The sequence below is a fragment of the Clostridium pasteurianum BC1 genome, from assembly GCF_000389635.1.
GTDB lineage: Bacteria > Bacillota > Clostridia > Clostridiales > Clostridiaceae > Clostridium_I > Clostridium_I pasteurianum_A.
On record NC_021182.1, the window covers coordinates 186,168 to 208,468 of the forward strand.

23 protein-coding genes are annotated in these 22,301 nt (G+C 29.5%); 19 read left to right on the plus strand and 4 right to left on the minus strand.

Going from position 1 to position 22,301, the window contains the following annotated elements; genetic code table 11:
- Positions 1 to 21: 21 nt before the first annotated feature.
- Positions 22 to 1,200, minus strand: a complete 1,179-nt coding sequence (locus tag CLOPA_RS00895; protein WP_015613579.1) for a metal-dependent amidase/aminoacylase/carboxypeptidase — start codon at positions 1,198 to 1,200, stop codon at positions 22 to 24.
- Positions 1,201 to 1,420: 220 nt separating this feature from the next.
- On the opposite strand from CLOPA_RS00895, the gene CLOPA_RS00900 reads away from it, so the two are divergent.
- The 12 genes from CLOPA_RS00900 (at position 1,421) to CLOPA_RS00955 (ending at position 10,373) form a co-directional block, all read left to right on the plus strand.
- The gene (locus tag CLOPA_RS00900) at positions 1,421 to 2,092 is read left to right on the plus strand and encodes a L,D-transpeptidase (protein ID WP_015613580.1); all 672 of its coding nucleotides are present in this window, start codon (positions 1,421 to 1,423) and stop codon (positions 2,090 to 2,092) included.
- Positions 2,093 to 2,632: 540 nt separating this feature from the next.
- The gene (locus tag CLOPA_RS00905) at positions 2,633 to 2,839 is read left to right on the plus strand and encodes a sigma factor G inhibitor Gin (protein ID WP_015613581.1); all 207 of its coding nucleotides are present in this window, start codon (positions 2,633 to 2,635) and stop codon (positions 2,837 to 2,839) included.
- A complete protein-coding gene (locus CLOPA_RS00910) occupies positions 2,818 to 4,230 on the plus strand; it encodes an aminotransferase class I/II-fold pyridoxal phosphate-dependent enzyme (RefSeq protein WP_015613582.1) in 1,413 nt (470 codons plus the stop codon). Before CLOPA_RS00905 ends, CLOPA_RS00910 begins: the two co-directional genes overlap by 22 nt.
- A gap of 16 nt (positions 4,231 to 4,246) precedes the next feature.
- Complete coding sequence (locus tag CLOPA_RS00915) at positions 4,247 to 4,843, plus strand: guanylate kinase (protein WP_015613583.1); 597 nt, start codon at positions 4,247 to 4,249, stop codon at positions 4,841 to 4,843.
- A 355-nt stretch (positions 4,844 to 5,198) separates the two neighbouring features.
- Positions 5,199 to 5,528: a cyclic-di-AMP receptor gene (locus CLOPA_RS00920; RefSeq protein WP_015613584.1), complete on the plus strand. Its 330-nt coding sequence runs from the start codon at positions 5,199 to 5,201 to the stop codon at positions 5,526 to 5,528.
- The gene (locus CLOPA_RS00925; RefSeq protein WP_015613585.1) at positions 5,528 to 6,496 is read left to right on the plus strand and encodes a DNA polymerase III subunit delta'; all 969 of its coding nucleotides are present in this window, start codon (positions 5,528 to 5,530) and stop codon (positions 6,494 to 6,496) included. The genes CLOPA_RS00920 and CLOPA_RS00925 overlap by 1 nt, the downstream gene beginning before the upstream one ends.
- Before the next feature lie 183 nt (positions 6,497 to 6,679).
- On the plus strand, positions 6,680 to 7,585 hold the full coding sequence (locus CLOPA_RS00930; RefSeq protein WP_015613586.1) for a PSP1 domain-containing protein: 906 nt from the start codon (positions 6,680 to 6,682) through the stop codon (positions 7,583 to 7,585).
- 10 nt (positions 7,586 to 7,595) lie between these two features.
- Entirely contained in the window at positions 7,596 to 7,799 is a 204-nt protein-coding gene (locus CLOPA_RS00935; protein WP_015613587.1) for a heavy-metal-associated domain-containing protein, read from the plus strand.
- Positions 7,800 to 7,883: 84 nt separating this feature from the next.
- Positions 7,884 to 8,054: a DUF362 domain-containing protein gene (locus CLOPA_RS00940; RefSeq protein ID WP_015613588.1), complete on the plus strand. Its 171-nt coding sequence runs from the start codon at positions 7,884 to 7,886 to the stop codon at positions 8,052 to 8,054.
- A 122-nt stretch (positions 8,055 to 8,176) separates the two neighbouring features.
- Positions 8,177 to 8,656 carry a PTS sugar transporter subunit IIA gene (locus CLOPA_RS00945; protein WP_015613589.1) on the plus strand — a complete coding sequence of 160 codons (480 nt, stop codon included), beginning with the start codon at positions 8,177 to 8,179 and terminating at the stop codon, positions 8,654 to 8,656.
- Positions 8,657 to 8,811: 155 nt separating this feature from the next.
- Entirely contained in the window at positions 8,812 to 9,606 is a 795-nt protein-coding gene (locus tag CLOPA_RS00950; protein ID WP_015613590.1) for a flagellar motor protein, read from the plus strand.
- Positions 9,606 to 10,373: an OmpA/MotB family protein gene (locus CLOPA_RS00955; protein ID WP_015613591.1), complete on the plus strand. Its 768-nt coding sequence runs from the start codon at positions 9,606 to 9,608 to the stop codon at positions 10,371 to 10,373. The genes CLOPA_RS00950 and CLOPA_RS00955 overlap by 1 nt, the downstream gene beginning before the upstream one ends.
- Before the next feature lie 228 nt (positions 10,374 to 10,601).
- Here CLOPA_RS00955 and CLOPA_RS00960 read toward each other — a convergent pair whose 3' ends face one another.
- Positions 10,602 to 11,306, minus strand: a complete 705-nt coding sequence (locus CLOPA_RS00960) for an LrgB family protein (protein ID WP_015613592.1) — start codon at positions 11,304 to 11,306, stop codon at positions 10,602 to 10,604.
- On the minus strand, positions 11,303 to 11,659 hold the full coding sequence (locus CLOPA_RS00965) for a CidA/LrgA family protein (RefSeq protein WP_015613593.1): 357 nt from the start codon (positions 11,657 to 11,659) through the stop codon (positions 11,303 to 11,305). The genes CLOPA_RS00960 and CLOPA_RS00965 overlap by 4 nt, the downstream gene beginning before the upstream one ends.
- Before the next feature lie 517 nt (positions 11,660 to 12,176).
- Here CLOPA_RS00965 and CLOPA_RS00970 point away from each other — a divergent pair.
- From CLOPA_RS00970 to CLOPA_RS00985, 4 genes are all read left to right on the plus strand, one after another.
- Positions 12,177 to 12,914, plus strand: coding sequence for a tRNA1(Val) (adenine(37)-N6)-methyltransferase (locus tag CLOPA_RS00970; RefSeq protein ID WP_015613594.1), 738 nt, complete (start codon positions 12,177 to 12,179; stop codon positions 12,912 to 12,914).
- 27 nt (positions 12,915 to 12,941) lie between these two features.
- Positions 12,942 to 13,784, plus strand: a complete 843-nt coding sequence (rsmI, locus tag CLOPA_RS00975; RefSeq protein WP_015613595.1) for a 16S rRNA (cytidine(1402)-2'-O)-methyltransferase — start codon at positions 12,942 to 12,944, stop codon at positions 13,782 to 13,784.
- Between the two features lie 583 nt (positions 13,785 to 14,367).
- A complete protein-coding gene (locus CLOPA_RS00980; RefSeq protein WP_015613596.1) occupies positions 14,368 to 15,621 on the plus strand; it encodes a C40 family peptidase in 1,254 nt (417 codons plus the stop codon).
- A gap of 238 nt (positions 15,622 to 15,859) precedes the next feature.
- On the plus strand, positions 15,860 to 16,993 hold the full coding sequence (locus CLOPA_RS00985; RefSeq protein WP_015613597.1) for an NlpC/P60 family protein: 1,134 nt from the start codon (positions 15,860 to 15,862) through the stop codon (positions 16,991 to 16,993).
- A 223-nt stretch (positions 16,994 to 17,216) separates the two neighbouring features.
- Here the strand turns inward: CLOPA_RS00985 and CLOPA_RS00990 are convergent, their stop codons facing one another.
- Positions 17,217 to 17,462 carry an AbrB/MazE/SpoVT family DNA-binding domain-containing protein gene (locus CLOPA_RS00990; RefSeq protein WP_015613598.1) on the minus strand — a complete coding sequence of 82 codons (246 nt, stop codon included), beginning with the start codon at positions 17,460 to 17,462 and terminating at the stop codon, positions 17,217 to 17,219.
- Between the two features lie 768 nt (positions 17,463 to 18,230).
- On the opposite strand from CLOPA_RS00990, the gene CLOPA_RS00995 reads away from it, so the two are divergent.
- The 3 genes from CLOPA_RS00995 (at position 18,231) to thiI (ending at position 22,205) form a co-directional block, all read left to right on the plus strand.
- Positions 18,231 to 19,469, plus strand: a complete 1,239-nt coding sequence (locus CLOPA_RS00995; protein ID WP_242834248.1) for an HD domain-containing protein — start codon at positions 18,231 to 18,233, stop codon at positions 19,467 to 19,469.
- Positions 19,470 to 19,920: 451 nt separating this feature from the next.
- A complete protein-coding gene (locus tag CLOPA_RS01000) occupies positions 19,921 to 21,060 on the plus strand; it encodes a cysteine desulfurase family protein (protein ID WP_015613600.1) in 1,140 nt (379 codons plus the stop codon).
- Positions 21,057 to 22,205: a tRNA uracil 4-sulfurtransferase ThiI gene (gene thiI / locus CLOPA_RS01005; protein WP_015613601.1), complete on the plus strand. Its 1,149-nt coding sequence runs from the start codon at positions 21,057 to 21,059 to the stop codon at positions 22,203 to 22,205. The genes CLOPA_RS01000 and thiI overlap by 4 nt, the downstream gene beginning before the upstream one ends.
- Positions 22,206 to 22,301 lie beyond the last annotated feature (96 nt).

A 22,301-nucleotide genomic window follows, 5' to 3' on the forward strand; every position in this document is an offset into this window, starting at 1 on the left:
ACTGCTATAGTATAGTATATATTAAATAAGTGAATATGTTAAATTATTTGTTTTTGAGGATAATTCCATTTTAGCCTCTGAAATTAGAGATTCTTTTTCTATTAAGTCAAGTGCAGTTATAGCAAGGGCATTAGCAGTTTTTATAAGTATATCTTTGGCAAAATCAGTTTGAGTAGCCAGAGCAAAATCTCTGGTACCATATTTTATAGTTTTATCTTTAGTAATATTTATATAATAATTTACGCTGGGAACTAAATGGCTCACATTACCAAGGCTTAAAGGAGAACTTAAATTTTTTATTCCAAACATATCTATTATACCTATCTCTTTTAGGTTATGAGAGAGCAGCCTATTTAGAGTGTTATTTGAAATAAGTTCCCTACAAGGTAAGTCATATATATGCAGCTCTCCTTCCATATTTAATAATTTTTCTATGGAATTCATAAAATAATCAATTTTATTTCTTATATTTTCAGCATTTTTTATGTTGTCTGTCTTTAATAAAAAACGAGCAGTAGCTTGTGAAATACTTTTATTTTTAGAATCACTATGTATATCCACACTATCAATAGTGCAGATATTATCAAAACCTTTAATTATTAGATTAACTGCATTAAAAGTGAAAATGCAAGAATCTATAGGTGAGTATAGCTTAGGATGATTTTCAAAAGTTTCTTTTATAGTATTACTATACTTTATTTCAAGAGGTAAGACAGCAGGAGAAGTGCCAATAACAGCCGTTTCAGTATAAGGTTGAGCTGCAAGAACTGTGTCTAAATCATCAAAGACACCTTGATGTGCCATAGTTAGCTTTGAACCTCCCAGTATCTCTCCAGGACAACCTATCACAATCACAGAGCCGCCTAATCTAGAAATTATCTTGGAGAGCCCTAGAGCAGCACCTATAGATATGGCAGATTGAAGGTTATATCCATATATTTGTCCCATATCTTTTACACTATCGTACTGGCATAAAAAACAAATTTTTGGATGGCCATTACCAAATTCTGCCTTAAAAGCAGTATCAATATTAAGATAACTCTTTTGTATTTTAAAAGAATGATTATTCAATAGATTCATTAAATAATTGCAGCTTTTGTTTTCATGAAAACTCTCTTCAGAATTTTCATAGATATATTTAGATATTCCATATATTTCATCTTCAATAGTACTTAAAAAACTTATAACTTCTTGCTTCATGATTTATACCTCCTAGGATATTAAATAGGGCAATCATTTAGATAAACATAAAAAACTTAGATATTTTATGATATTTATAGTATGTGCTAATAGAACCAAATATATTTACTATAAATGGAATATAAAATGGTTGTAAATATATGGAAAATATTATAATATAAAACTTGTTAATATAATATTATATTCAAGAATTCATAAAAAATTACTGGAGGGATAAGAAATGTATAAAAAATCCTTTAAATTTTTAAGTCTAGCTGCTTTTATACTGGTATGTTTTTTTACATTAATACTTTCTTTTAATGTAAAGGGAATTGAAAATACTTATAAGGCGCCTAAAAATAAACCTATAGAGATTAAGGGTAATAAAGCAAAAAGTACTAATGTTAAAATTCTAGGAAATACCTATTCAAATAAAGAGAAAAATAATGAAATAGTAGATTCTATTAATAATAAAAATTTAAAACCGGAAAATTATAAATTAAAAAAAATTGTTGGTAATTATGAGAAAAAGTATACTAATGTTTATAAAGTAGTTGTTCATATTGGAAGCCAAACAGTAGATGTTTATAATAATAATGATTTAATAAAAACCATGATTTGTTCTACTGGTATAGATAGTGCATCTACACCCACGGGTACATTTGTTACTGGAAATAAAGGAACTTCTTTTTTTAGCGATAAATATGGTGAAGGTGGATACTATTGGACAAGCTTTTGGGGAAATTATCTTTTTCACAGTGTCCCCTTTGATAAAGACAAAAATATCATCCAAGGTGAGGTGGCTAAACTAGGTGAGAAAGCATCTCATGGCTGTGTTAGACTTTCTATAGAAAATGCAAAGTGGATTTATAATAATATACCTAGAAATACTAAAGTATATGTGGGAACATGAGCTACTCCAATTTATAGAAGTTAGAGTTTCATGCTTCCTAGAGTTTGTAATCTACACTCTGCACGTGCTTAAGATCTATTTACAGTAATGATACTGTGCGATAAACATTGCAATCATACAATAATAGTTAAATGCAAATAAAATAGTCGTTTTATAATAAGAATATAAAGCAGTATATACTATAAATAAAAAATTAACTCTTTCTAATGCTTAAAATAGAAGGGGTTAATTTTTTATTTATAAAAAATATTTATGGACAAAATAAAAATTGACATGTAATTGAATAAAATATATATTAAGAGGCAAAATAACAGGTGATAAAACTTTATATAAATACATGCAAATTTACTGAATTCATATAATGTTTACATTATAATAAATTGAGATATTGAAATTATAGGTAATAATCAAGTTATGTAATTTGCATCAACAAATTGCTGATTAGTATTCAGACAAAAGCAATAAAATTATGGGCTTAATTAGTTATTTAGCAGTATAAACTATATAGTTTGTAAATGAAGATGATTTTAGGAGGTTGTAATGAAAAAACCAAGTTGTATTATATGCGGGAAGTCTCTAGCTGATGGTATAATAGTTAATGGAAGAGGTATTTGTAAAGCTTGTGAAGAAAGACTGGTTAATTTGGAACCTGGAAATGATTTTTACGAATACTATAAAGAATCCATAAGAAAAAATATGATCCAAGTAAGAGGAGCTGAATGTAATTGTCAAAATTACCACTTGTAGAGGGCATAATTAAATACTTAAGAGAAAATAATTCAATGCTCTGCATGCCCGGTCATAAAAGTGGCAGAGGATTTAAGAACACCGATGTAGGGAAAGAATTGTACGAGAATTTTATAAAGGCCGATATTACAGAAGTGGATGGAGTAGATAATCTTCATCATCCAGAGGGTATAATCAAAGAAGCAGAAAATATGTTAAGAGATTTTTATGGAAGTAAAAAGTCATATTTTTTAGTGAATGGAAGTACTAGTGGGAATTTAGCTATGATATTTTCCTGTCTTAGAGAAGGAGAAAAGGTAATAGTAGAGAGAAATTGTCATAGATCTATTTTTAATGGAATAATAATGAGAAAACTTAAACCGGTTTATATAAAAAATAAGATATACAATAAGTTTAATGCCCCCTTATCTATAGATGAGGATTACTTAATAGATTTGTTTGATAATAATTTAGATGCAAAGGCGGTTATAATAACTTATCCAAATTACTATGGTGTATGCTGTAATTTAAAATTCATAGTAAAAGAAGCCCATAAAAGAGGTATAAAAGTACTTGTAGATAGTGCCCATGGAGCTCACTTTGGAGCTCATAATGAGCTGCCTCAGCATGCTGTAAATCTAGGAGGGGATTTTGTTGTTATGAGTTCTCATAAAACACTTCCCAGCCTTACCCAAACAGCTTATTTACATATTGGCCAGGATATTGATACAGAGAAAGTAGATTTTTATGTTAGTGCATTTTTGAGTACAAGCCCTTCTTATATGCTAATGTGTTCAATGGATTATGCACGATATTATTTGCAGGAAAAGGGAACAAGTGAATATAAGAAATTAATAGATTTATGTAATTATTATAGGGAGAAAATAAATTTAATAGAAGGATTTCATATAATCTCCAGAGAAGATTTACAGAATAATATAGATGTAACAAGATATATTTTAAATGTAAAAGATGGACTTAGTGGATATAAACTGTATGAGTACCTGAAAAGTAAAAAAATACAGCCTGAAATGTGCGATGGAAATAATGTAATTCTTATATTCTCCACTTTTAATACGGAGGAGGAGTTTGAACTCCTTTATAAATCGCTTTTAGACTGCAAACTTGAAGCTATAAAACTTAGAAATTTTCATATAATAGAGTCAGGTATAGCGGATATGAAAATTATGCCTTTTGAGGCTGTAGAAAAAGAATATAGGTTAATACATTACAGCAAAGCTCAGGGGGAGCTGTGTAGAGATTCTATTGTTCCGTACCCACCAGGGATACCTATAATATTACCAGGAGAGATTATAAATAAAAACACAATAAAAGCTATAGAGTATTATCTAAGAGAGAAATGTACTGTACTTGGTATAAATAAAGATGGAGAAATTAAAATTATAGACTAGTATATTGGAGGAGCTTATGGGTAAAATATTTTGCTTATTAGGAAAAAGCGGATCGGGGAAAGATACTATATTTAAAAAGCTAATGGAAGAAAAAGTTTTGAATCTAAAACCAATAGTTTCCTATACAACAAGACCCAAAAGAGAAAAAGAAAGGGACGGAGTAGAGTATTATTTCATAGATAAAGAAAAATTAGGTAAGTACAGGACATTAGGAAAGATTATAGAAAGTAGAGAATATAATACTGTAAATGGACAATGGTATTATTCAACTATAGATGATGGACAGATTGATATAAAAATTAATAGCTATCTTATAATAACTACTCTAGAAGCATATAAAAACTTACAGAAGTACTTTGGAAAAGATGAAGTATTTCCAATTTATATTACTTTAGATGATGGAATAAGATTGGAGAGAGCACTGCAAAGGGAAATGAATGAGGAAAAGCCTAACTACAGTGAATTATGTAGAAGATTTCTTGCAGATAATAGTGATTTTAGTATGGAGAAATTAAAAGATGCTGGAATTGAAAAATTATATTGTAATTATGAAATTGATGAATGTATTAATAGCATAAAAAAAGACATTTTACAGGACATTAAAAGGCATTAGAATTAACCGATGGTGAATAATGATTATATAAGTTATTGAATAAAAAATATTATTTTATTAGCTATCATCAATCAAATGTATAATTTCAATTGCAACTTATATACCTATATTTAATTACAGAAATTTATGATAAAATATAGGTATATGATATATAAGTTTATATATTTACAAAGATTAATTGTTTGGAATTGATTAATTTTAGTATAAAATAGCTATCTTGTTTAAAACTTATATATTATTGCTTATTTATATGATTTTAATTACGACTTATACAAGAAAAGATTTATTTATAATTATTAAAATAAAATTCTATATTTACTAGTAAAATAAAAAAGTATAAGGGAGGGTTATATTTATGAAGCTTATTATTGCTATAGTACAAGATGATGATGCTGGTGATTTAATAGATGTGCTCACTGAAGAAAATTTTCGTGTGACAAAACTTGCTACTACTGGAGGCTTTTTAAAGGCTGGAAATACAACTCTTATGATAGGCGTTGATGAAAAGGATGTAGATAGAGTATTGGGAACTATAGAAGAAGAATGTAAAACTAGGGATCAAGTTATAACGTCACCTTCACCTATAGATGGAGCTACAGGAGTATATGTACCCTATCCTATTGATGTAGAAATCGGTGGAGCTACTATTTTTGTAGTGGATGTAGATAAATTTATAAAGATTTGATGGTGAAAAGTATGAAGTTTGACAATATAATAGGACACACTGATATTAGGAAAAATTTTATTAACGCTATAGAATCAGGAAATTTTTCCCATGCACATTTGATAACTGGTGAAGATGGTATAGGGAAAAGTTTTGTTGCTTTAGAAGCTGCTATGAATATTATAGGTAAAGAGATATATAGAGAATATGCTGATATAGTAGAATGCAGAATAGCAAATAATAGAAAATCCATTTCCGTAGATCAAATTAGAAAAATAATAGAAGAATCAAATAAGAAAGCCTATGAAGGAAATAGAAAAGTAATAATACTTCATGATTCGGATAAAATGACCACACAAGCACAAAATGCTTTTTTAAAGACTATAGAAGAACCTCCTGATGGTGTATTTATACTATTGTTATGCGAAAATCAAGAGAAGATTTTAGACACTATTAAGTCAAGATGTCAAATTCATAAATTAAAAAAATTAAGTGACAGTGAGATAGATGAATTTATTTACAATAAGTATCCTAATATTTTAGAAGATGAAAAAAAAGCTGTTAAGGCATTTGCAGATGGTGTTCCTGGAAGAATAGTAAGCTTTATTGATAATGACTCATTTAAAGAAATAAGGGAAAAACTAATTAATATAATGATGGATGTAAATAATGCAGATATAGAAACTTTTCTTAAAAATGAAGAGTTCTTAACGAAATATAAGGATATGTGGCAAGAAATTCTAACTTGTTTATTATCTTATGTTAGAGATATTATAATATACAAGGAAACGGGAATGGATGAGTTAATTATAAATTTGGATAAAATTTCCTATATAAAAAAATTAACGGAAGTATTCTCATACAATAAACTTAATAGTATCATTGATATTGTAAATAATACTAAAAGTAATTTAGAAAGTAATGTAAATGCAAGTATGGTTTATCATATAATGCTGCTTAATATGAAAGAAACTAAGTCTTTTAGTTAGCATAGCTTAAGATAATAATTAGTTAGTATGCTATGATATTTTATGTCATACTGTGTTAGTAAAAATTTTTCACAGTGTAAAATGTTTTTTTATTTGAATTCTTGTGTAATTGAAAATATAGATCACATCTTTAAGTAATTATTTTTAGATGGTTTACTTATAAGAAAATACAGGAGGTTTAACATGGTAACTGTTGTAGGAGTACGTTTTAAGAAAGCTGGTAAAATATATTATTTTTCTCCTGAAGACAAGGTTATAGCTAGCGGAGATAATGTTATTGTAGAAACTGCTAGAGGAATAGAATTTGGTAATTGTGTCATAGGACCTAAAGAAGTTAGTGAGGATAAAATAGTATTGCCATTAAAAAATGTTATAAGAAAAGCAAATGAAGAGGATGAAAAAAAATATTTAGAAAATAAATCTAAAGAAAAAGATGCCTTTAATATTTGTTCAGAAAAAATACAAAAGCATAATTTAATTATGAAACTTATAGATGTAGAGTATACTTTTGATAATAATAAAATAATATTTTATTTTACTGCTGAAGGAAGAGTAGACTTTAGAGAATTAGTAAAGGATTTAGCTTCAGTTTTTAGAACCAGAATTGAACTTAGGCAGATTGGTGTAAGAGATGAAGCAAAGATGATAGGGGGATTGGGACCTTGTGGAAGACCAATGTGCTGTTCTGTACATTTAGGAGATTTTGCACCTGTGTCTATCAAAATGGCTAAGGAACAAAATTTATCACTAAACCCTACTAAAATATCAGGGATTTGTGGAAGACTTATGTGCTGCCTTAATTACGAACAGAATACTTATGAAGATATAAGAAAAAGACTTCCAAAGGTAGCATCAATTGTTCAAACTGAGTATGGTAAGGGCGAGGTTGTATCTAATAGTGTAGTTAATGAAAGTGTTAAAATAAAGGTGAAGATTGAGGATGGAGAGGACACCATTAAAGAGGTTCCTATAAATGAACTTACTCTAGTATCTGGCTCTTTTGAAGGTGCTGTTGATGAAGCAGATATTAAGCTAGAAATTGATGGAGAAGATGAAAAGATTATAAAAGAGTTATTTAAACCAGACTAGGAGGATAAAAATGAAATCCATTCTTAAAATTTGCAATATAAGGACTTTAAGGGATGTTAGTGTAGTAAGAAATTCTATAGCGTCTAATGAAGGTATTGTTGCATGTCAAATAAACAAAGAAAAAGGCGAAATAGAAATAGTATATGATGCTTACTCTATAAATATGGATAAAGTTATAGAAGCTATAGAAGATTTAGGATTTACTGTAATATAAAATACACTTTTAAAAAATAAAAAAACATGATACAATAGTTTATGGTAAACTTGTTGATTAAAACTTTAAGGAGGTGTGTTTTAAATGGCATACAAAATTACTGATTCTTGCGTAAGCTGTGGAGCTTGTGCTTCAGAATGTCCAGTTAACGCTATAAGCCAAGGAGATTCTATATTTGTTGTAGATGCTGATACTTGCATTGATTGTGGAAACTGTGCTAACGTTTGTCCAGTTGGAGCTCCAGTACAAGAATAGTTTATAATTAAGAGATAAAAATAAGAAGTATACCTTAATAAGGTATACTTCTTATTTTTATTGTAACCAAAGTTCAATATGCTATACTATATATAAAAAGAAAATATCAGGGGGAAACAGGTATGCTTAATATATTTAGGGACACCTTTCAAGTTATGTCACCAGTTAACGGAAATGTAGTAAATTTAAATAAGGTTTCAGATCGAATGTTTTCAGAGGAAATAGTAGGAAGGGGAATAGCAATAGACCCAACAGAGGACATAATAAAATCACCTATAGATGGAAGAGTAAAGCTTATATTTAATACAAATCATGCTTTTGTTGTTACTGGCAAAAAAGGTATCGAGTTATTGGTGCATATTGGAATAAATACCATAGAGTTAAATGGAGATGGATTTAACAGATTAGTAGAGGAAGGCGAGTTTGTAAAAGTTGGCGATCCTGTTATAAAAATAGATAGACAAAAAATTATAGATAAGGGTTATGAACTTATTACACCTGTGGTTATTACAAATTTGGATTATGTAAAAGATATAATTTTTACAAATAATACTTGCGTATTAGGTAGTGAAAATTTTATTATGACTTATAGAATTAAATGAATTTAAATATATAAATTAAATAATATAAAGTATTATTTTAATCTAAAAATTAGTAATATTAAAAACAAACATAAATATATGCAATAAATATACGATAATAAATATAAGGATAATAAAATTAATTAACGCTAGAGAAATGTGAGGGGGAAAAGAATTTGGCCATATCTACTATATTATTTTTAATTATAAGCTTTGGTGCGTTGATTGGATCATTTCTTATGGATGGAGGGCATTTAGCAGCTCTTGTATCATTAGCACCAGCTCTAGTTGTATTTGGGGGTACTATTGGTGCCGTAGGCGTTTCATTTCCCGGAAATGAGATTAAAAATTTAGGAAAAGTTTTAAAAGTTGCTTTTGCCAGCAAGCAGGCAAATACTGTAAAGCTTATAAAATATTTTAAAAATATTGCTTTCAAAACTAGGAAAGAGGGGCTTCTTAGCATTGAGGAAATGATTTCTACAGATGAAAATATGGATCCATTTATGAAAAAAGGTCTTCAAATGGTGGTTGATGGAATAGAACCACAAACAGTTAAAAATACCCTTGAACTTAGCGCTGATCTCATTGAAGAAAGACATAGAGTTGGTATAGCCATGTTCGAATCAGCAGGTGGTTTTGCTCCTACAATGGGTATAACAGGTACCGTTATGGGCCTTATTCACGTTTTAAATAATCTATCAGATCCTACTAAACTTGGAGGACTTATTGCAGGAGCATTCATAGCCACTCTTTACGGAATAGGTTCGGCTAATCTTTTCTGGTTACCAATTGGAACTAAGTTAAAAGAATTAAATTTTCAAGAAATGGGAGAAAAAAATTTAATAATAGAAGCAATACTCTGTATTCAAGAGGGAGTTAATCCAAATACACTTGAAGAGAAATTAAAGGGCTTCTTAGATAAAAAGCAACTAGAAGAATATAGCGGAGGGGAAAGTGGTGAACAAGAGTAATGAGAAAGAAAAAGCCACAAGAGCATGTTAATACGGAAAGATATATGCTTACCTACTCTGATATGATAACCCTTCTTATGATGTTTTTTATAATAATGTATGCTTCTAGTAATGTAGATGCAACAAAATATAAAGAAATATCTGATTCTTTTAAAATAGCTTTTAGTGGGAGACAAACTATTGTTGGCAGTGGAAATTCAATGGATATAAAAAATAAACCGAATCGTAGTAGTACAGAGTATAATGGACAGGTACAAAATGATAAAACTAATCAAGCGGAAGAGGATAGGCTTAAACAGGTAAAACAAATTATAGATGATTATATAAAACAGAATAATATGAGTACAAGTGCCAGTACCCAAATTGAAGAAAGAGGACTTGTAATAAGTATTCAGGATACGTTGTTTTTTGACTCGGGAAAAGCAGATGTAAAGCCAGAATTTCAAAAGAGAATTGTAGAGATAGGAAAGATACTGAATACTATTGATAATTACATAAGAATAGAAGGTCATACAGATAATGTTCCTATAAGCAATTACAAATATGTGGATAATCTTGATTTATCAACAGCCAGAGCAAATGCGGTGCTTAGAGTTTTAGAAAATCAATCTAATATAAATCCAAAGAGACTTGCATCAATGGGATATGGAGATCAAAGACCGGTAGCAGATAACAATACAGATGCTGGAAGAGCACGCAATAGAAGAGTAGACATAGTAGTAATTGATAGCAAATATAATGCTACAGAAGATAATAGTAAAAAATGAGTTTAATCTATAAATAATAAGGGTCTGTCTCAAAAGGAATAATATTCATTAAATTTGAGAACGGCCCAATTTATTTATCAAAAATCAGATTTTAATAATTATTCTTAAAAGTAGAATAACTAAAAAGCTGTTTTACAATATCTATGTATGCATTGTGGAACAGCCCCTTATCCATAAATTTGTAATATACAATGTATATTAATTATTCATAAATAGGTTATAGCAATACTACCTAATAAGGCTACTAAATACTCTAGACATTATAGGTGCAAGTACCACAGTTAAAAGCCCAGCAACACCAATAGCTAAACTGCTCATAGCCCCTTCAACTTCTCCCATTTCTATGGCCTTTGTAGTACCTATAGCATGTGAAGAGGTGCCTAAAGCAATACCTTTAGCAATTGGATCTTTAATTCTCAAAGCCTTGAATACAACTGGCCCGACCACTGCGCCTATAATTCCAGTTATAATAATAGCTGCAACTGTTATTGGTGGAACTCCTCCTAATTGTCTTGAAACTTCCATGCCTATTGGAGTTGTAACTGACTTTGGTATCAATGATAAATCTATATTTTTAGGAATGAGAAATATGCGACACATTATTATTATGCAGAACATTCCTGTTGAGGAACCAACAAATATACCAACTATTATAGGAATTGCATTCTTCTTCAGCAATTGTAACTTTTTATAAAGTGGTACAGCAAGTATAACCGTTGATGGAGTTAAAAAGAAATTAATTAAATCTCCACCTTTATTATAGGTAGCAATACTTATGTTAAATATTTTAAGTAAAGCGATTACGATTATCATGGCGATAAGTAGTGGGTTAAATATAGGGAAATTTGTTTTTTTATACAGAAAGCAACCTATTTCAAAAGCTATTAAAGAAATCATAACGGAAAAAATAGGAGAACTAATTACTGTATTCATTTGGAACCAGCTCCTTTATTTTTTAGAGCGGTTACTACCAGACTAGTAACTGCCATTATTATTATAGTTGATATAAAACAGATAATTAAAAGAATAGGCCAACTATTTTTAATAATTCCATAAGATGCCATAAGTCCAACCCCTGCAGGTAAGAAAAAGAAAGCTAAGTGATCAAGTAAAAATTTGCTTATCAAATCAATTTTGTCAAGTTTTACAATTCCAGTACAAAGGCATACTAGTAAAATTATAAGACCAAGAACATTACCTGGTATAGGTAAGTTAAAAACAGTGCTTAAAAAACTGCCAACAAAGCATATTATAACAACTATGCAGAGTTGTCTTAAAAGTTTCATATGAATCACCCCAATTTAGATTTAGAAATATATAATTATAATATAAACCTTTTTTATAAAAAAAAGCTCATTTTATGAAAAAATAAAATAAAGTGAATATTCAATTTATTTTAATTAGATAAATATAATATATTTATATTGTAAATTTTACATTAAACTACATATGATTGGAACAAATCCATTGTTTAAAGTTTTTATACTAATTTTGATTCAATATTTTAATTCCAATTATATATATTTCATATAGATTGCATATTAAATTTTAAATGGATAATAATATAAAGTCAAATATAAAATCATAAATTTTTAATTTTAAAGTAATACAGCTTTGGTGTATAATGTTAAGAAAGATTTTTAACTGGGTTTAAAAGAAATAATTTCTTAGATATCATGTAACATCTGGTATTATGTAAGAATAGAGTTATAATGATATACTTATATTTACATAATACAGTACAAAATAAATTGGTATATTGGATGATTGTTTTTTGTGAATTATGGAAAGGACGAGTGAAACTTGAGTTTATTAAGAGAAAATGAGACATTAGATGATTTACAACTTAAAGGTATTTTTGTTATACAAAAAAAGAATGCATTTAGGTTTGGAATAGACGCAGTACTTCTAGCAAATTTCGCCAAGATAAAGAAAGATTCTACAGTAATAGATCTATGCTCGGGAACAGGAATAGTGCCATTTATAATTTCAGCGAAAACAGAGGCTTCAGACATAGTTGGAATAGAGATTCAAGAAGATATGGTAGACATGGCTAATAGATCTGCAGCTTATAATAAATTAAATGATAAAATTAAATTTATACATAAAGATATTAAAGATATTGAATTTATTAAAACTATGGCAAAAGCAAATGTGATTACAGTGAATCCTCCATACAAACTTATAAATTCAGGAATTTTAAATCCTAATGATAAAAATGCTATAGCAAGACATGAAATATGTTGCAATTTAGAGGATGTAATAATTGCAGCTAGAATACTTTTAAAGGATAATGGAAGGATGTTTATGGTTCATAGACCAGAAAGATTAGTAGATATACTTTGTCTTATGAGAAAACATAGAATAGAGCCTAAAACTATACAAATGATACATCCTACTTTAAAAAAAGCACCTAATATTGTACTTATAGAAGGACAGAGAGATGGTGGTGCATTTCTTAAATGGAGAGAACCAATTTATGTACACAAGGAGGACGGAAGTTATACTAATGAAATAGAAAAGATTTATGCAAGAGTATAGTAAAAGGTGATTTGAAGGAGATATATTATGGCGGGAAAATTATATTTAGTAGGAACTCCTATTGGAAATTTAAAGGATATTACTTTAAGAGCTCTGGAGACTTTAAAGGAATGCGATATAGTTGCAGCAGAGGATACTAGGCAAACCCTTAAGCTTTTAAATCATTTCAGCATAAAGAAGACCATGATAAGCTATCATAAATTTAATGAAAATGGTAAATCTAGTGAGATTATCAATTTACTTTCAAGTGGTAAAAATATAGCCCTTGTAACAGATGCAGGTATGCCTGGAATATCAGACCCAGGAAGTATAATAATAAAAAAATGTATAGAAAACAATCTATTATTTGAAATAATACCAGGAGCCACGGCGCTTATTACGGCTCTTGTATATTCTAATATTGATACAAGTAAATTTGTATTTAGGGGATTTTTGCCTAGAGAAAATAAAGATAAAAAAAAAGTGTTGGAGGAAATAAAGGAATATAGAGATACTATTATAATTTATGAGGCACCTCATAGACTTAGAAATACACTTATAGCTATTATGGAAGTATTAGGTGATAGAAATATATCCATATGTAGGGAACTCACTAAATTGCACGAGGATGTATTTAGAGATAGTATAAAAGGGGCAGTGGAACATTATGATAAAAATGAGCCAAGAGGGGAATATGTATTGGTGATATCAGGTAAAAGTGATGAGGATATTGAAAGAGAAAGAAAGAGTAAATGGGAAGACTTAAGTATACAGGAACATATATTGAATTATATAGATCGAGGTTTTACGAAAAAGGAAGCTATTAAAATAGTGTCAAAGGAAAGGGAAATTCCAAAGTCTGAAGTATATAAGCACTCATTAGATATGTAAAATCAAATAACAAATTAAAGATTTAGGCATATGAAAATAAATAGTAAGTCAAAGATACGACGGATATTTTTAATCATACAAAGGAAATGGGTTCCGAGGATAGTGAGCTATCTGAGGGTTCTGTTGACGTAGTAGGATTCAAAATAGACTAGCATACTGACTAGTTATTTATTTGAATATGCCTTATATGTATTTTATACCATATACTCAAGTAAGTATTAATAAATAGCAGCACTATTAAAAGTTTTTTCATAACTGTATGTTATAAAATGGATTAATGCAACAAATGGACATTTTTCAAAAAATATTAGGCATATGGGAAGTATTTTGTGGAAAATATTTGTAAGATAAATATATAAAACATAAATTTGATGATAGAATTCAACTAATTTTGCAAATTAGCTCAAAAACAGTACATAGACATTGAAAACATTTAATATTTTTAAAAATACTTTAAAATGCACTGAATTTATAGCAAACATTATTATTGTGGCATATACCTTGTTAATGATAGAATATGAAGTAATAGGGAATTTTGTATAATACGAATGTGTAATTAAGAAGAAACAGGGGGGAATAAAATTTGCATAAGAGAATAATATGTATTGTTATGGCAGTAGGTGTTGTATTAGGTATTAGTACTAAGGCATTTGCAGATCCTTCTTTAAGTGATCAGCTAAGTTCGTCTCAGGCTCAATACAATCAAAGCCAAGCCGCATTGAATGCATCGCAGGCTAAATTTAATGATTTGGTGAATAAGATACAGGCTTTAGATGTTCAAATGCAAGAGAATATGACTCAAGCAGAGCAAATAAAAGGTAAAATAGATAAGGTTGAAGGCAATATAACCCAGGAAAAGAAGAATCTAGAAGCGGCGCAGCAGCGTGTAAAAGAAGAACAAGACTTATATAAAAGTAGGCTGAGAGCCATGTACATAATGGGTAATGATGGATATCTAAGTGCTTTATTGGATTCTAAAGGATTTGGGGATTTTATAACAAAAATTGATAATATTAGCAAAGTAGCTCAATTTGACAATAATTTAATAGCCTCGTTAAATGAAAGACAACAGGAAGTTCAAAACAAGGAAAATTCATTAGAGACAAGTAAAAAAGAATTAGTTTCATTACAAGCTGAAAGTAGTAAAAATTTGGCGAACCTTGGAAAACAGAAAGCGGATCAAGAGCCTTTAGTGGCACAGTATAAAGTTGAAATAGCATCAGCAACTACAGCTAGTGCTAATGCAAAGGCACAAGTGGATGCAGTAAATGGTAAAATAACGGCACAGAAGAATGCAGAGGCTGCTGCGGCTGCACAAGCTGCGGAGGCAGCTAAAGCAGTAGCGGCTGCTAAAGCAGCAGCAAGTTCAGCAGTTGCTAGTGCAACAACATCAACTGCTGATGTTACGGTTTCTATTAATAGAGGTACTCCAGTAACACCAAAGCCAGCGCCTAAGCCACCAGCGCCTAATCCAGCAGTAAGTGGTTCTATAGTGGGATATGCAGAGCAATTTCTTAATGTACCGTATGTTTGGGGAGGTACAAGCCCTAGCGGATTTGACTGTTCAGGTTTTGTTCAATATGTATATTCTCATTTTGGTGTATCAATACCTAGGACAAGTGAGGATCAATTTGGATACGGAACACCTGTAAGTCAATCACAACTTCAAGTAGGTGATTTAGTATTCTTTGAACCTGATAGCAATGGTCTTCCAGGTCATGTTGGTATGTATATAGGCGGAGGAGATATAATACAGGCACCTCACACAGGTGATGTTGTAAAAATTACGCCACTTGCGTATATGGGTTCATATATGGGCGCAAGAAGAGTGAGATAGAGTTAATCTATCTCTTCTTTTCTTTTTGTAAATAAAAGTCTAAATTTGATAGATAGTGATATATAACGGAGAAAACAAGAGCATTCCTATTTAATTTATATAATATGAGGGATAATGCTGTGTAAGCGTGTTGTAGCATTTTATTTATTAATGTTATAATAGAAAGGTAGTTTTAAAAATTGATTATTATAACACATAGTTTATGAAGATATGTACAACTAAAAAAGGGGGAATTTAGGTGCACAAAAAATTACTATGTGCTGTTATAGCTTTAGGTATTACTTTATCTATCAGTGGCAGGGCCTTTGCAGATCCATCTTTAGATGATCAGCTTAATTCCGCACAAACTCAATATAATCAGGGACAAAGTAAGCTTAGTTCAGCGCAGAAAAAGGCTAGCGATTTACAGCACAAAATAGAGACACTTGATAATGAGATTCAACAGGGGATGGCTCAAATTGACAGTTTAAATGGCAAGATAAGCAATACAGAAGCTGATATAAAAGTATCACAGGACAAAATAAAAAGATCAGAAGAAAATATAAAAGTAGAACAAAATAAGTATAATGAGACTATAAGAGCTATGTATATTAACGGAAATAATAGTTATTTAGATGCAGTATTGCAATCAAAGGGATTAAGTGACTTTATTTCTAGAGTGGATAATATAAAAACAGTAGCTAGCTACAATGATAGGATTATTACAGATTTAAATTCAAGAAAACAAGAAATACAAAAGAAAAAAGATGTTTTAGACGGAGAAAAACAAAAGCTTGTCGCTCTTAAGGATGAACAGAATACGAAGCTTACTGCCTTAAATAAACAAAAATCAGATCAAACTCCTCTTGTGGAGCAGGCTAATGCTGAGGTGAATTCAGCACAGCAGTTAAGTGCTTCCGCAAATGCTCAAATTTCAGCTATAAATAAGAAAGTTCAAGATATGAAAGTTGCACAAGCAGCGGCTGTTGTTTCAATAAATAGAGGTGGCAGTGCTCCAGCAGTAACTGGTGGTTATTCCAGTGATGCTATAGTAACCTATGCTGCTCAATTTCAGGGAGTTAAATATGTTTGGGGTGGGACGAGCCCTAGTGGATTTGACTGTTCAGGCTTTGTTCAGTATGTATATGCACATTTTGGTATATCAATACCTAGAGTAAGTGAAGATCAATTTAATTTTGGAACTCCTGTAGATATATCAAATCTTCAACCAGGAGATTTAGTATTTTTTCATAATGACGGCAGAGGGCCAGGCCATGTTGGTATGTATATAGGCGGAGGGCTTATGATACATGCACCTCATACTGGAGATGTAGTAAAAATTATGCCGCTTTCATACGAAAGTGGATATTGTGGAGCAAGAAGAGTAAGATAGTAGTTGATTATTATAAATAAGAAGTTTAAATACATAATAATGTAATAAAATTTATTTTATATGTGTAATTTGTTTAGAATAAGTTTATTAGAAGTTTATATTTAATTTGTTAGATATAGACTTCTTTCATTATATTTAAAGTTAATGAAAGTTTATTTTTATTGTTTGACCTAGAAAAAACACATGATTTTTAATCATGTGTTTTTCAAAAATTTCATTATGTTTATCTACCTTGTTTTAATTCTTCTAGGCAAGATTCACAAATATTTTTTCCCTTATAATTTACAACATCTCTTGCGTCTCCACAGAATATACATGCTGGTTCATATTTTTTTAATATGATTTGTTCTCCATCTACGTAAATTTCCAAAGCATCTTTTTCAGCTATATTTAAAGTTCTTCTTAATTCTATAGGGATAACTATTCTACCTAGTTCGTCCACTCTTCTTACTACACCTATTGATTTCATTTTATATTCCTCCTTAAATTCACACTATTCGACAAAAACTATATTTAAATAATAACAAAAATTACAATAAAAGTCAATATATATTTTTACTTTTTTATTTTTTATTACAAAATTCTTATGAAATTCCATCTATAGTAAATATACTATCATATTATAGAAAAGTCAATGCGTTTATATAATTCATATAAAGCTATATGTATCAAGCTGTTAGGACAAATATTAATTAAAACGGATTTATAGAATAGGTATGAGATTTGTATAAAAAATAAAAGTAATTTTATGGATTTATATTTTATATTTGTCGAAGACTTGTATAAAATATAGCTTTAAGTATATAAATTTATTATATAAATTTTTTTATAAAGGATAGTGATATATTTTTAATACAAAAAATATTATTTATGTAGAAATACATATAAATATATAATATTATTAATGTTTATTTTATAAATATTGTTAAAAAAAAGAATAATTTTTTATAGATATAAACTAGCGGATTTATTTAGTATTTTAACAGTTAATAAGATATTGATGTAGACAATTATCAGGTGAAGCAGTCCATATGATATAATACAATCAATGAATTTTATAGAGAATAATGGACAATCATAAACAGAGTTCTTGGTATAGGTATTTATGATACTTAGAGATCGTTGTTCTTTAGGGTAAATGGTTATCCAGGGACGTAGCCACTCTTTTTACCTAACTTCAAGAAAAGCGATTCACAGAGTGCGGTGATGGTATTAGAGGAGATAGTCATCGGATAAATTGTTATATAAATTAGAATGGAGACGTGCAGTAAACATGGTAAACATAATAAAAGAAATGAAAAAAGCACTTATTGATTTAGGCGGAGATGCATATCTAGTAGGTGACTATGTAAGGGAAAAACTTATAAAGCCTGAAGTCAATATTAAAAAAATGAAAATTCTTTATAGTGAGGATATTAATGAGCTTTTTAAATTATTTAAAGAGAAATTAAACTATAATATTAGATTTTATAATAATAAAAAAGTGTTAATAATAGAAAATGAAGGCTTCATAGTGGAGATATGGAAATTAACTTTTAAAAGCATAGAAGAATATTTAGAGAATATGGATTATACAATGAATGCAGTGGCCCTGAAATTAACGGACAATAAAATTATTGATCCTTATCAAGGAAGAATTCATATTAAGAGAAGAATTATACAGGAAATTAATGATAAAAGTATAGAAAAGCATCCTTTGAGTATACTAAAGGGTATTGCCTATTATATGGGATATGGAATGCACTTTAGTATTAATACTGAATTGCACATAAAAGAGCAGAGTAAAAATTTAAAGAACAAATTTGGCAATACCTTACTAAGAGAACTTATGCATATTATTAATATAGATAAAAATGGTGTAGCCTTTAATATATTGGATCAATATTCAATTTTAGAGAATATATTGCCATATACTAAAGAACTTAAAACTATAGGGAAATGTAAGTACCATTTAGAGGATGCTTTCACCCATATGAATGCTGCTTATGAATTATTAAAAGAAATTCAGGCTAAAAAAATAGAATTACAGGGATTAGATCTAGAATTATTAAGTGAGGATATGGAAGGATACAAATTAATAGATTTTTTAGCATTAGCTGTTTTCGTGCATGATATAGGGAAATTTAAAAATTATAAAAAAGTTGATAATAAGGTAAGTTTTGCAGGTCATGAGATAGCTGGCGAAAATATAATGAGAGAAGTGTGTAAACAGCTAGATATGCCTAAAGCAGCACAAGAATTAATCTGTACTGTAGTAGAAGCACATATGTATCCTTTAAGCTTATATAAAATAAAGAAAAATGAGAATGAATTTAAGAAAGAGCTAAATAAATTTTTTAACAAGTATAGTAACTATAGTATCTATATAATTATAGCATCTTATTGTGATATTTTGGCAACTAATATATATTATGACTCTCAGCATAAAGCTGAAGAATATAAAATTTTTATTGAAGAACTTATAGAAATGAAATAATTCTTGCTTAATATATTAAGATTTTTCACATACTTTAAACAGGTTATACACATGCCAATTGTGGATAATGTGAATAAAAAATTTGTAGGTTTTTGAATGCTATAAAAATCAGTATTGTAGGTAATTATGTAGTTATGCACAGTTTCTGTGGATTAAATCCTTAAAACTGTGGACAACTGTGAACGATGTGCATAACTTTTTCAGATGAAGGTAATATAAATAAAAATTTCATTTGTCATAATGTTAACTCTTGTCGAAATTAAGAATAAAATAGTTAAAATTAAATGTGGATTATATTATGTTTACAATATTTTTTATAATATGTGAAAAAATATTGAATTACGGCATAATTACTTATATTATAGTAACTATGTGGTTAAATGGTATCAGTTTTATATTTGTAATTTTTATAATAGAAAATAGAATCTATATATTTTAAGAAGGTGATTGTTTGGAAGTATATATGGATAATAGCGCAACAACCAGGCCATATAAAGAAGTAATAGATGAAATGGTATATGTTATGGAAGATTACTACGGTAATCCATCCTCGGCATATAGTATTGGTGTTAAAGCGGAAAAAAAGTGTAATGAGGCAAGAAATATAATTGCAAAGTCAATAAATGCTTCTAAGGAGGAAATAATATTTACTTCAGGAGGTAGTGAGAGCAATAATTTTCTCTTAAAGGGCTTTGTAAAAGGTGAAGGACATATAATTACAACAAAGATTGAGCACCCAAGTGTTATGAATACTTGTATGCAGCTAGAAAGTGAAGGGATAAGAGTTACTTATTTAGATGTAGATGCACGAGGTAAAGTTGATGTACAAGCATTAGAAAGCAGCATAAATAAGGATACACAAATTGTAAGTATCATGCATGTAAATAACGAAATTGGAGTGATACAGGATCTGGAGACTATAGGAAAGATAATTAAAGAAAAAAGCAGTAGAATAAAATTTCATGTAGATGCAGTACAAAGTTATGGGAAACTTAATATAGATGTTCATAAATGTAATATAGATTTGTTATCGGCCAGTGGACATAAGATACATGGGCCACGAGGAATCGGTTTTGCCTATGTTAGAAAAGGACTTGTTCCAAAAGTATTAATTGAAGGTGGAGGACAGGAAAAAAATTATAGGTCGGGTACAGAAAATCTTCCAGCTATTTGTGGTATGGCAAAAGCATCAGAAAAAATATATGAAAATATTAAAAATAATTATAAAAGTGTAGAGGCTGTTAAGAAATATTTTATAGATAAATTAAAGAATATTAAGGATATTAGGATAAATAGTGAAATAGCCGATGACTATCTTCCTCACATACTAAATGTTTCCTTTAAAGGTGTGAGAGCAGAGGTTTTACTGCACTATCTTGAAGAATATAAAATTTACGTTTCCAATGGTTCGGCATGTTCTGCTAAAAGACATAAGATGAGCCATGTACTTAAATCTATAGGATTAAGTAATAATGAAATTGAAGGAGCCATAAGATTTAGTTTCAATGAGTATAATTCTTTTGATGAAGTAGATTATACTATAGAAAAGCTTAATAGCGGTTTGCAAATGTTAAGGAGATTAAAAATATGAGAAAACTTATACTTGTTAAATATGCTTCAGAAATATTTTTGAAGGGGTTGAATAAGAATAAATTTGAAAAAAAACTTAGAGACAATATAAAATACGTGCTAAAGGGATTAGACTACGAATTTATAAGTGATCAGGGAAGGTGGTTTATTTACTCAGAACAAATAGATGAATTGGTAAACAGACTTAAGAGATTATTTGGTATTGCAGAACTTTGCATTGTTACAGAGATAGAGACGGATATGGAAAAAATATATGAAGAATGTATTAGAGAAATTAGAGAAGATGGATCGAGTACCTTTAAGATAGAGACAAAGAGAGCTAATAAAAGTTTTCCTATAAATTCTATGGAGATTAATCAGAAGGTTGGAGCATACATATTAGAGAATGTAGAGAATGTTTCAGTAGATGTAAAAAGCCCTGAATGCAGGATAACTGTGGAAATAAGAAATAATACCTATGTATATTCTAAAAAGATAAAAGCAGCGGGAGGAATGCCTTATGGTACTAATGGCAGAACTCTTCTTATGCTTTCAGGTGGGATAGATTCACCTGTAGCTGGATATATGATGGCAAGAAGAGGTGTTGAACTGAGCTGCGTTTATTATCATAGCCATCCCTATACCAGCGAAAGGGCAAAGGAAAAGGTTAAAGACCTTGCAAGAATTCTGCAAACCTATACGGGAAATATAACTCTTTATGTAGTACCATTTACAGATATTCAAATGAGTATAATTGAGAAGTGCAGAAAAGATGAACTTACAATTATTATGAGAAGATTTATGATGAGAATTGCCTGTGAAATTGCCGAAAAAAATGGAATTCATTCAGTATCAACTGGGGAAAGTATTGGGCAAGTGGCAAGCCAGACAATGGAAGGACTTGTAGTTAGTAATGATGCAGCTGACAGGCCTGTATTTAGGCCGCTTATAGCCAGTGATAAGGGTGACATAATGGATACTGCAAGAATAATAGGAACTTATGAAACATCTATATTGCCCTATGAGGATTGTTGTACCATATTTGTACCAAAGCACCCAAAGACAAAGCCCATATTAGGGGAAATTATTAAAGAAGAATCTATTTTGGATATAGATGAATTGGTGAAAAACGCAGTAGACAATATGGAAATTTATAGTGATCTATAGAAAGAGACTTTGTTTTTCAGTTTAAAATTATAAATAATTATTTATGTTTTTATGCTGTTGGAATTGTTCTGAAAATTACTTGCAGATATCTAAAAA

Coding starts and splice junctions, on each gene's coding strand:
- CLOPA_RS00920 (WP_015613584.1), top strand. CDS start 5,199: ATGAAGCTTATTATTGCTATAGTACAAGATGATGATGCTGGTGATTTA.
- rsmI (WP_015613595.1), top strand. CDS start 12,942: ATGGCGGGAAAATTATATTTAGTAGGAACTCCTATTGGAAATTTAAAG.
- CLOPA_RS00905 (WP_015613581.1), top strand. CDS start 2,633: ATGAAAAAACCAAGTTGTATTATATGCGGGAAGTCTCTAGCTGATGGT.
- CLOPA_RS00965 (WP_015613593.1), bottom strand. CDS start 11,659: ATGAAACTTTTAAGACAACTCTGCATAGTTGTTATAATATGCTTTGTT.
- CLOPA_RS00930 (WP_015613586.1), top strand. CDS start 6,680: ATGGTAACTGTTGTAGGAGTACGTTTTAAGAAAGCTGGTAAAATATAT.
- CLOPA_RS00955 (WP_015613591.1), top strand. CDS start 9,606: ATGAGAAAGAAAAAGCCACAAGAGCATGTTAATACGGAAAGATATATG.
- CLOPA_RS00945 (WP_015613589.1), top strand. CDS start 8,177: ATGCTTAATATATTTAGGGACACCTTTCAAGTTATGTCACCAGTTAAC.
- CLOPA_RS00895 (WP_015613579.1), bottom strand. CDS start 1,200: ATGAAGCAAGAAGTTATAAGTTTTTTAAGTACTATTGAAGATGAAATA.
- CLOPA_RS00915 (WP_015613583.1), top strand. CDS start 4,247: ATGGGTAAAATATTTTGCTTATTAGGAAAAAGCGGATCGGGGAAAGAT.
- thiI (WP_015613601.1), top strand. CDS start 21,057: ATGAGAAAACTTATACTTGTTAAATATGCTTCAGAAATATTTTTGAAG.
- CLOPA_RS00935 (WP_015613587.1), top strand. CDS start 7,596: ATGAAATCCATTCTTAAAATTTGCAATATAAGGACTTTAAGGGATGTT.
- CLOPA_RS00960 (WP_015613592.1), bottom strand. CDS start 11,306: ATGAATACAGTAATTAGTTCTCCTATTTTTTCCGTTATGATTTCTTTA.
- CLOPA_RS00940 (WP_015613588.1), top strand. CDS start 7,884: ATGGCATACAAAATTACTGATTCTTGCGTAAGCTGTGGAGCTTGTGCT.
- CLOPA_RS00900 (WP_015613580.1), top strand. CDS start 1,421: ATGTATAAAAAATCCTTTAAATTTTTAAGTCTAGCTGCTTTTATACTG.
- CLOPA_RS00990 (WP_015613598.1), bottom strand. CDS start 17,462: ATGAAATCAATAGGTGTAGTAAGAAGAGTGGACGAACTAGGTAGAATA.
- CLOPA_RS00925 (WP_015613585.1), top strand. CDS start 5,528: ATGGTGAAAAGTATGAAGTTTGACAATATAATAGGACACACTGATATT.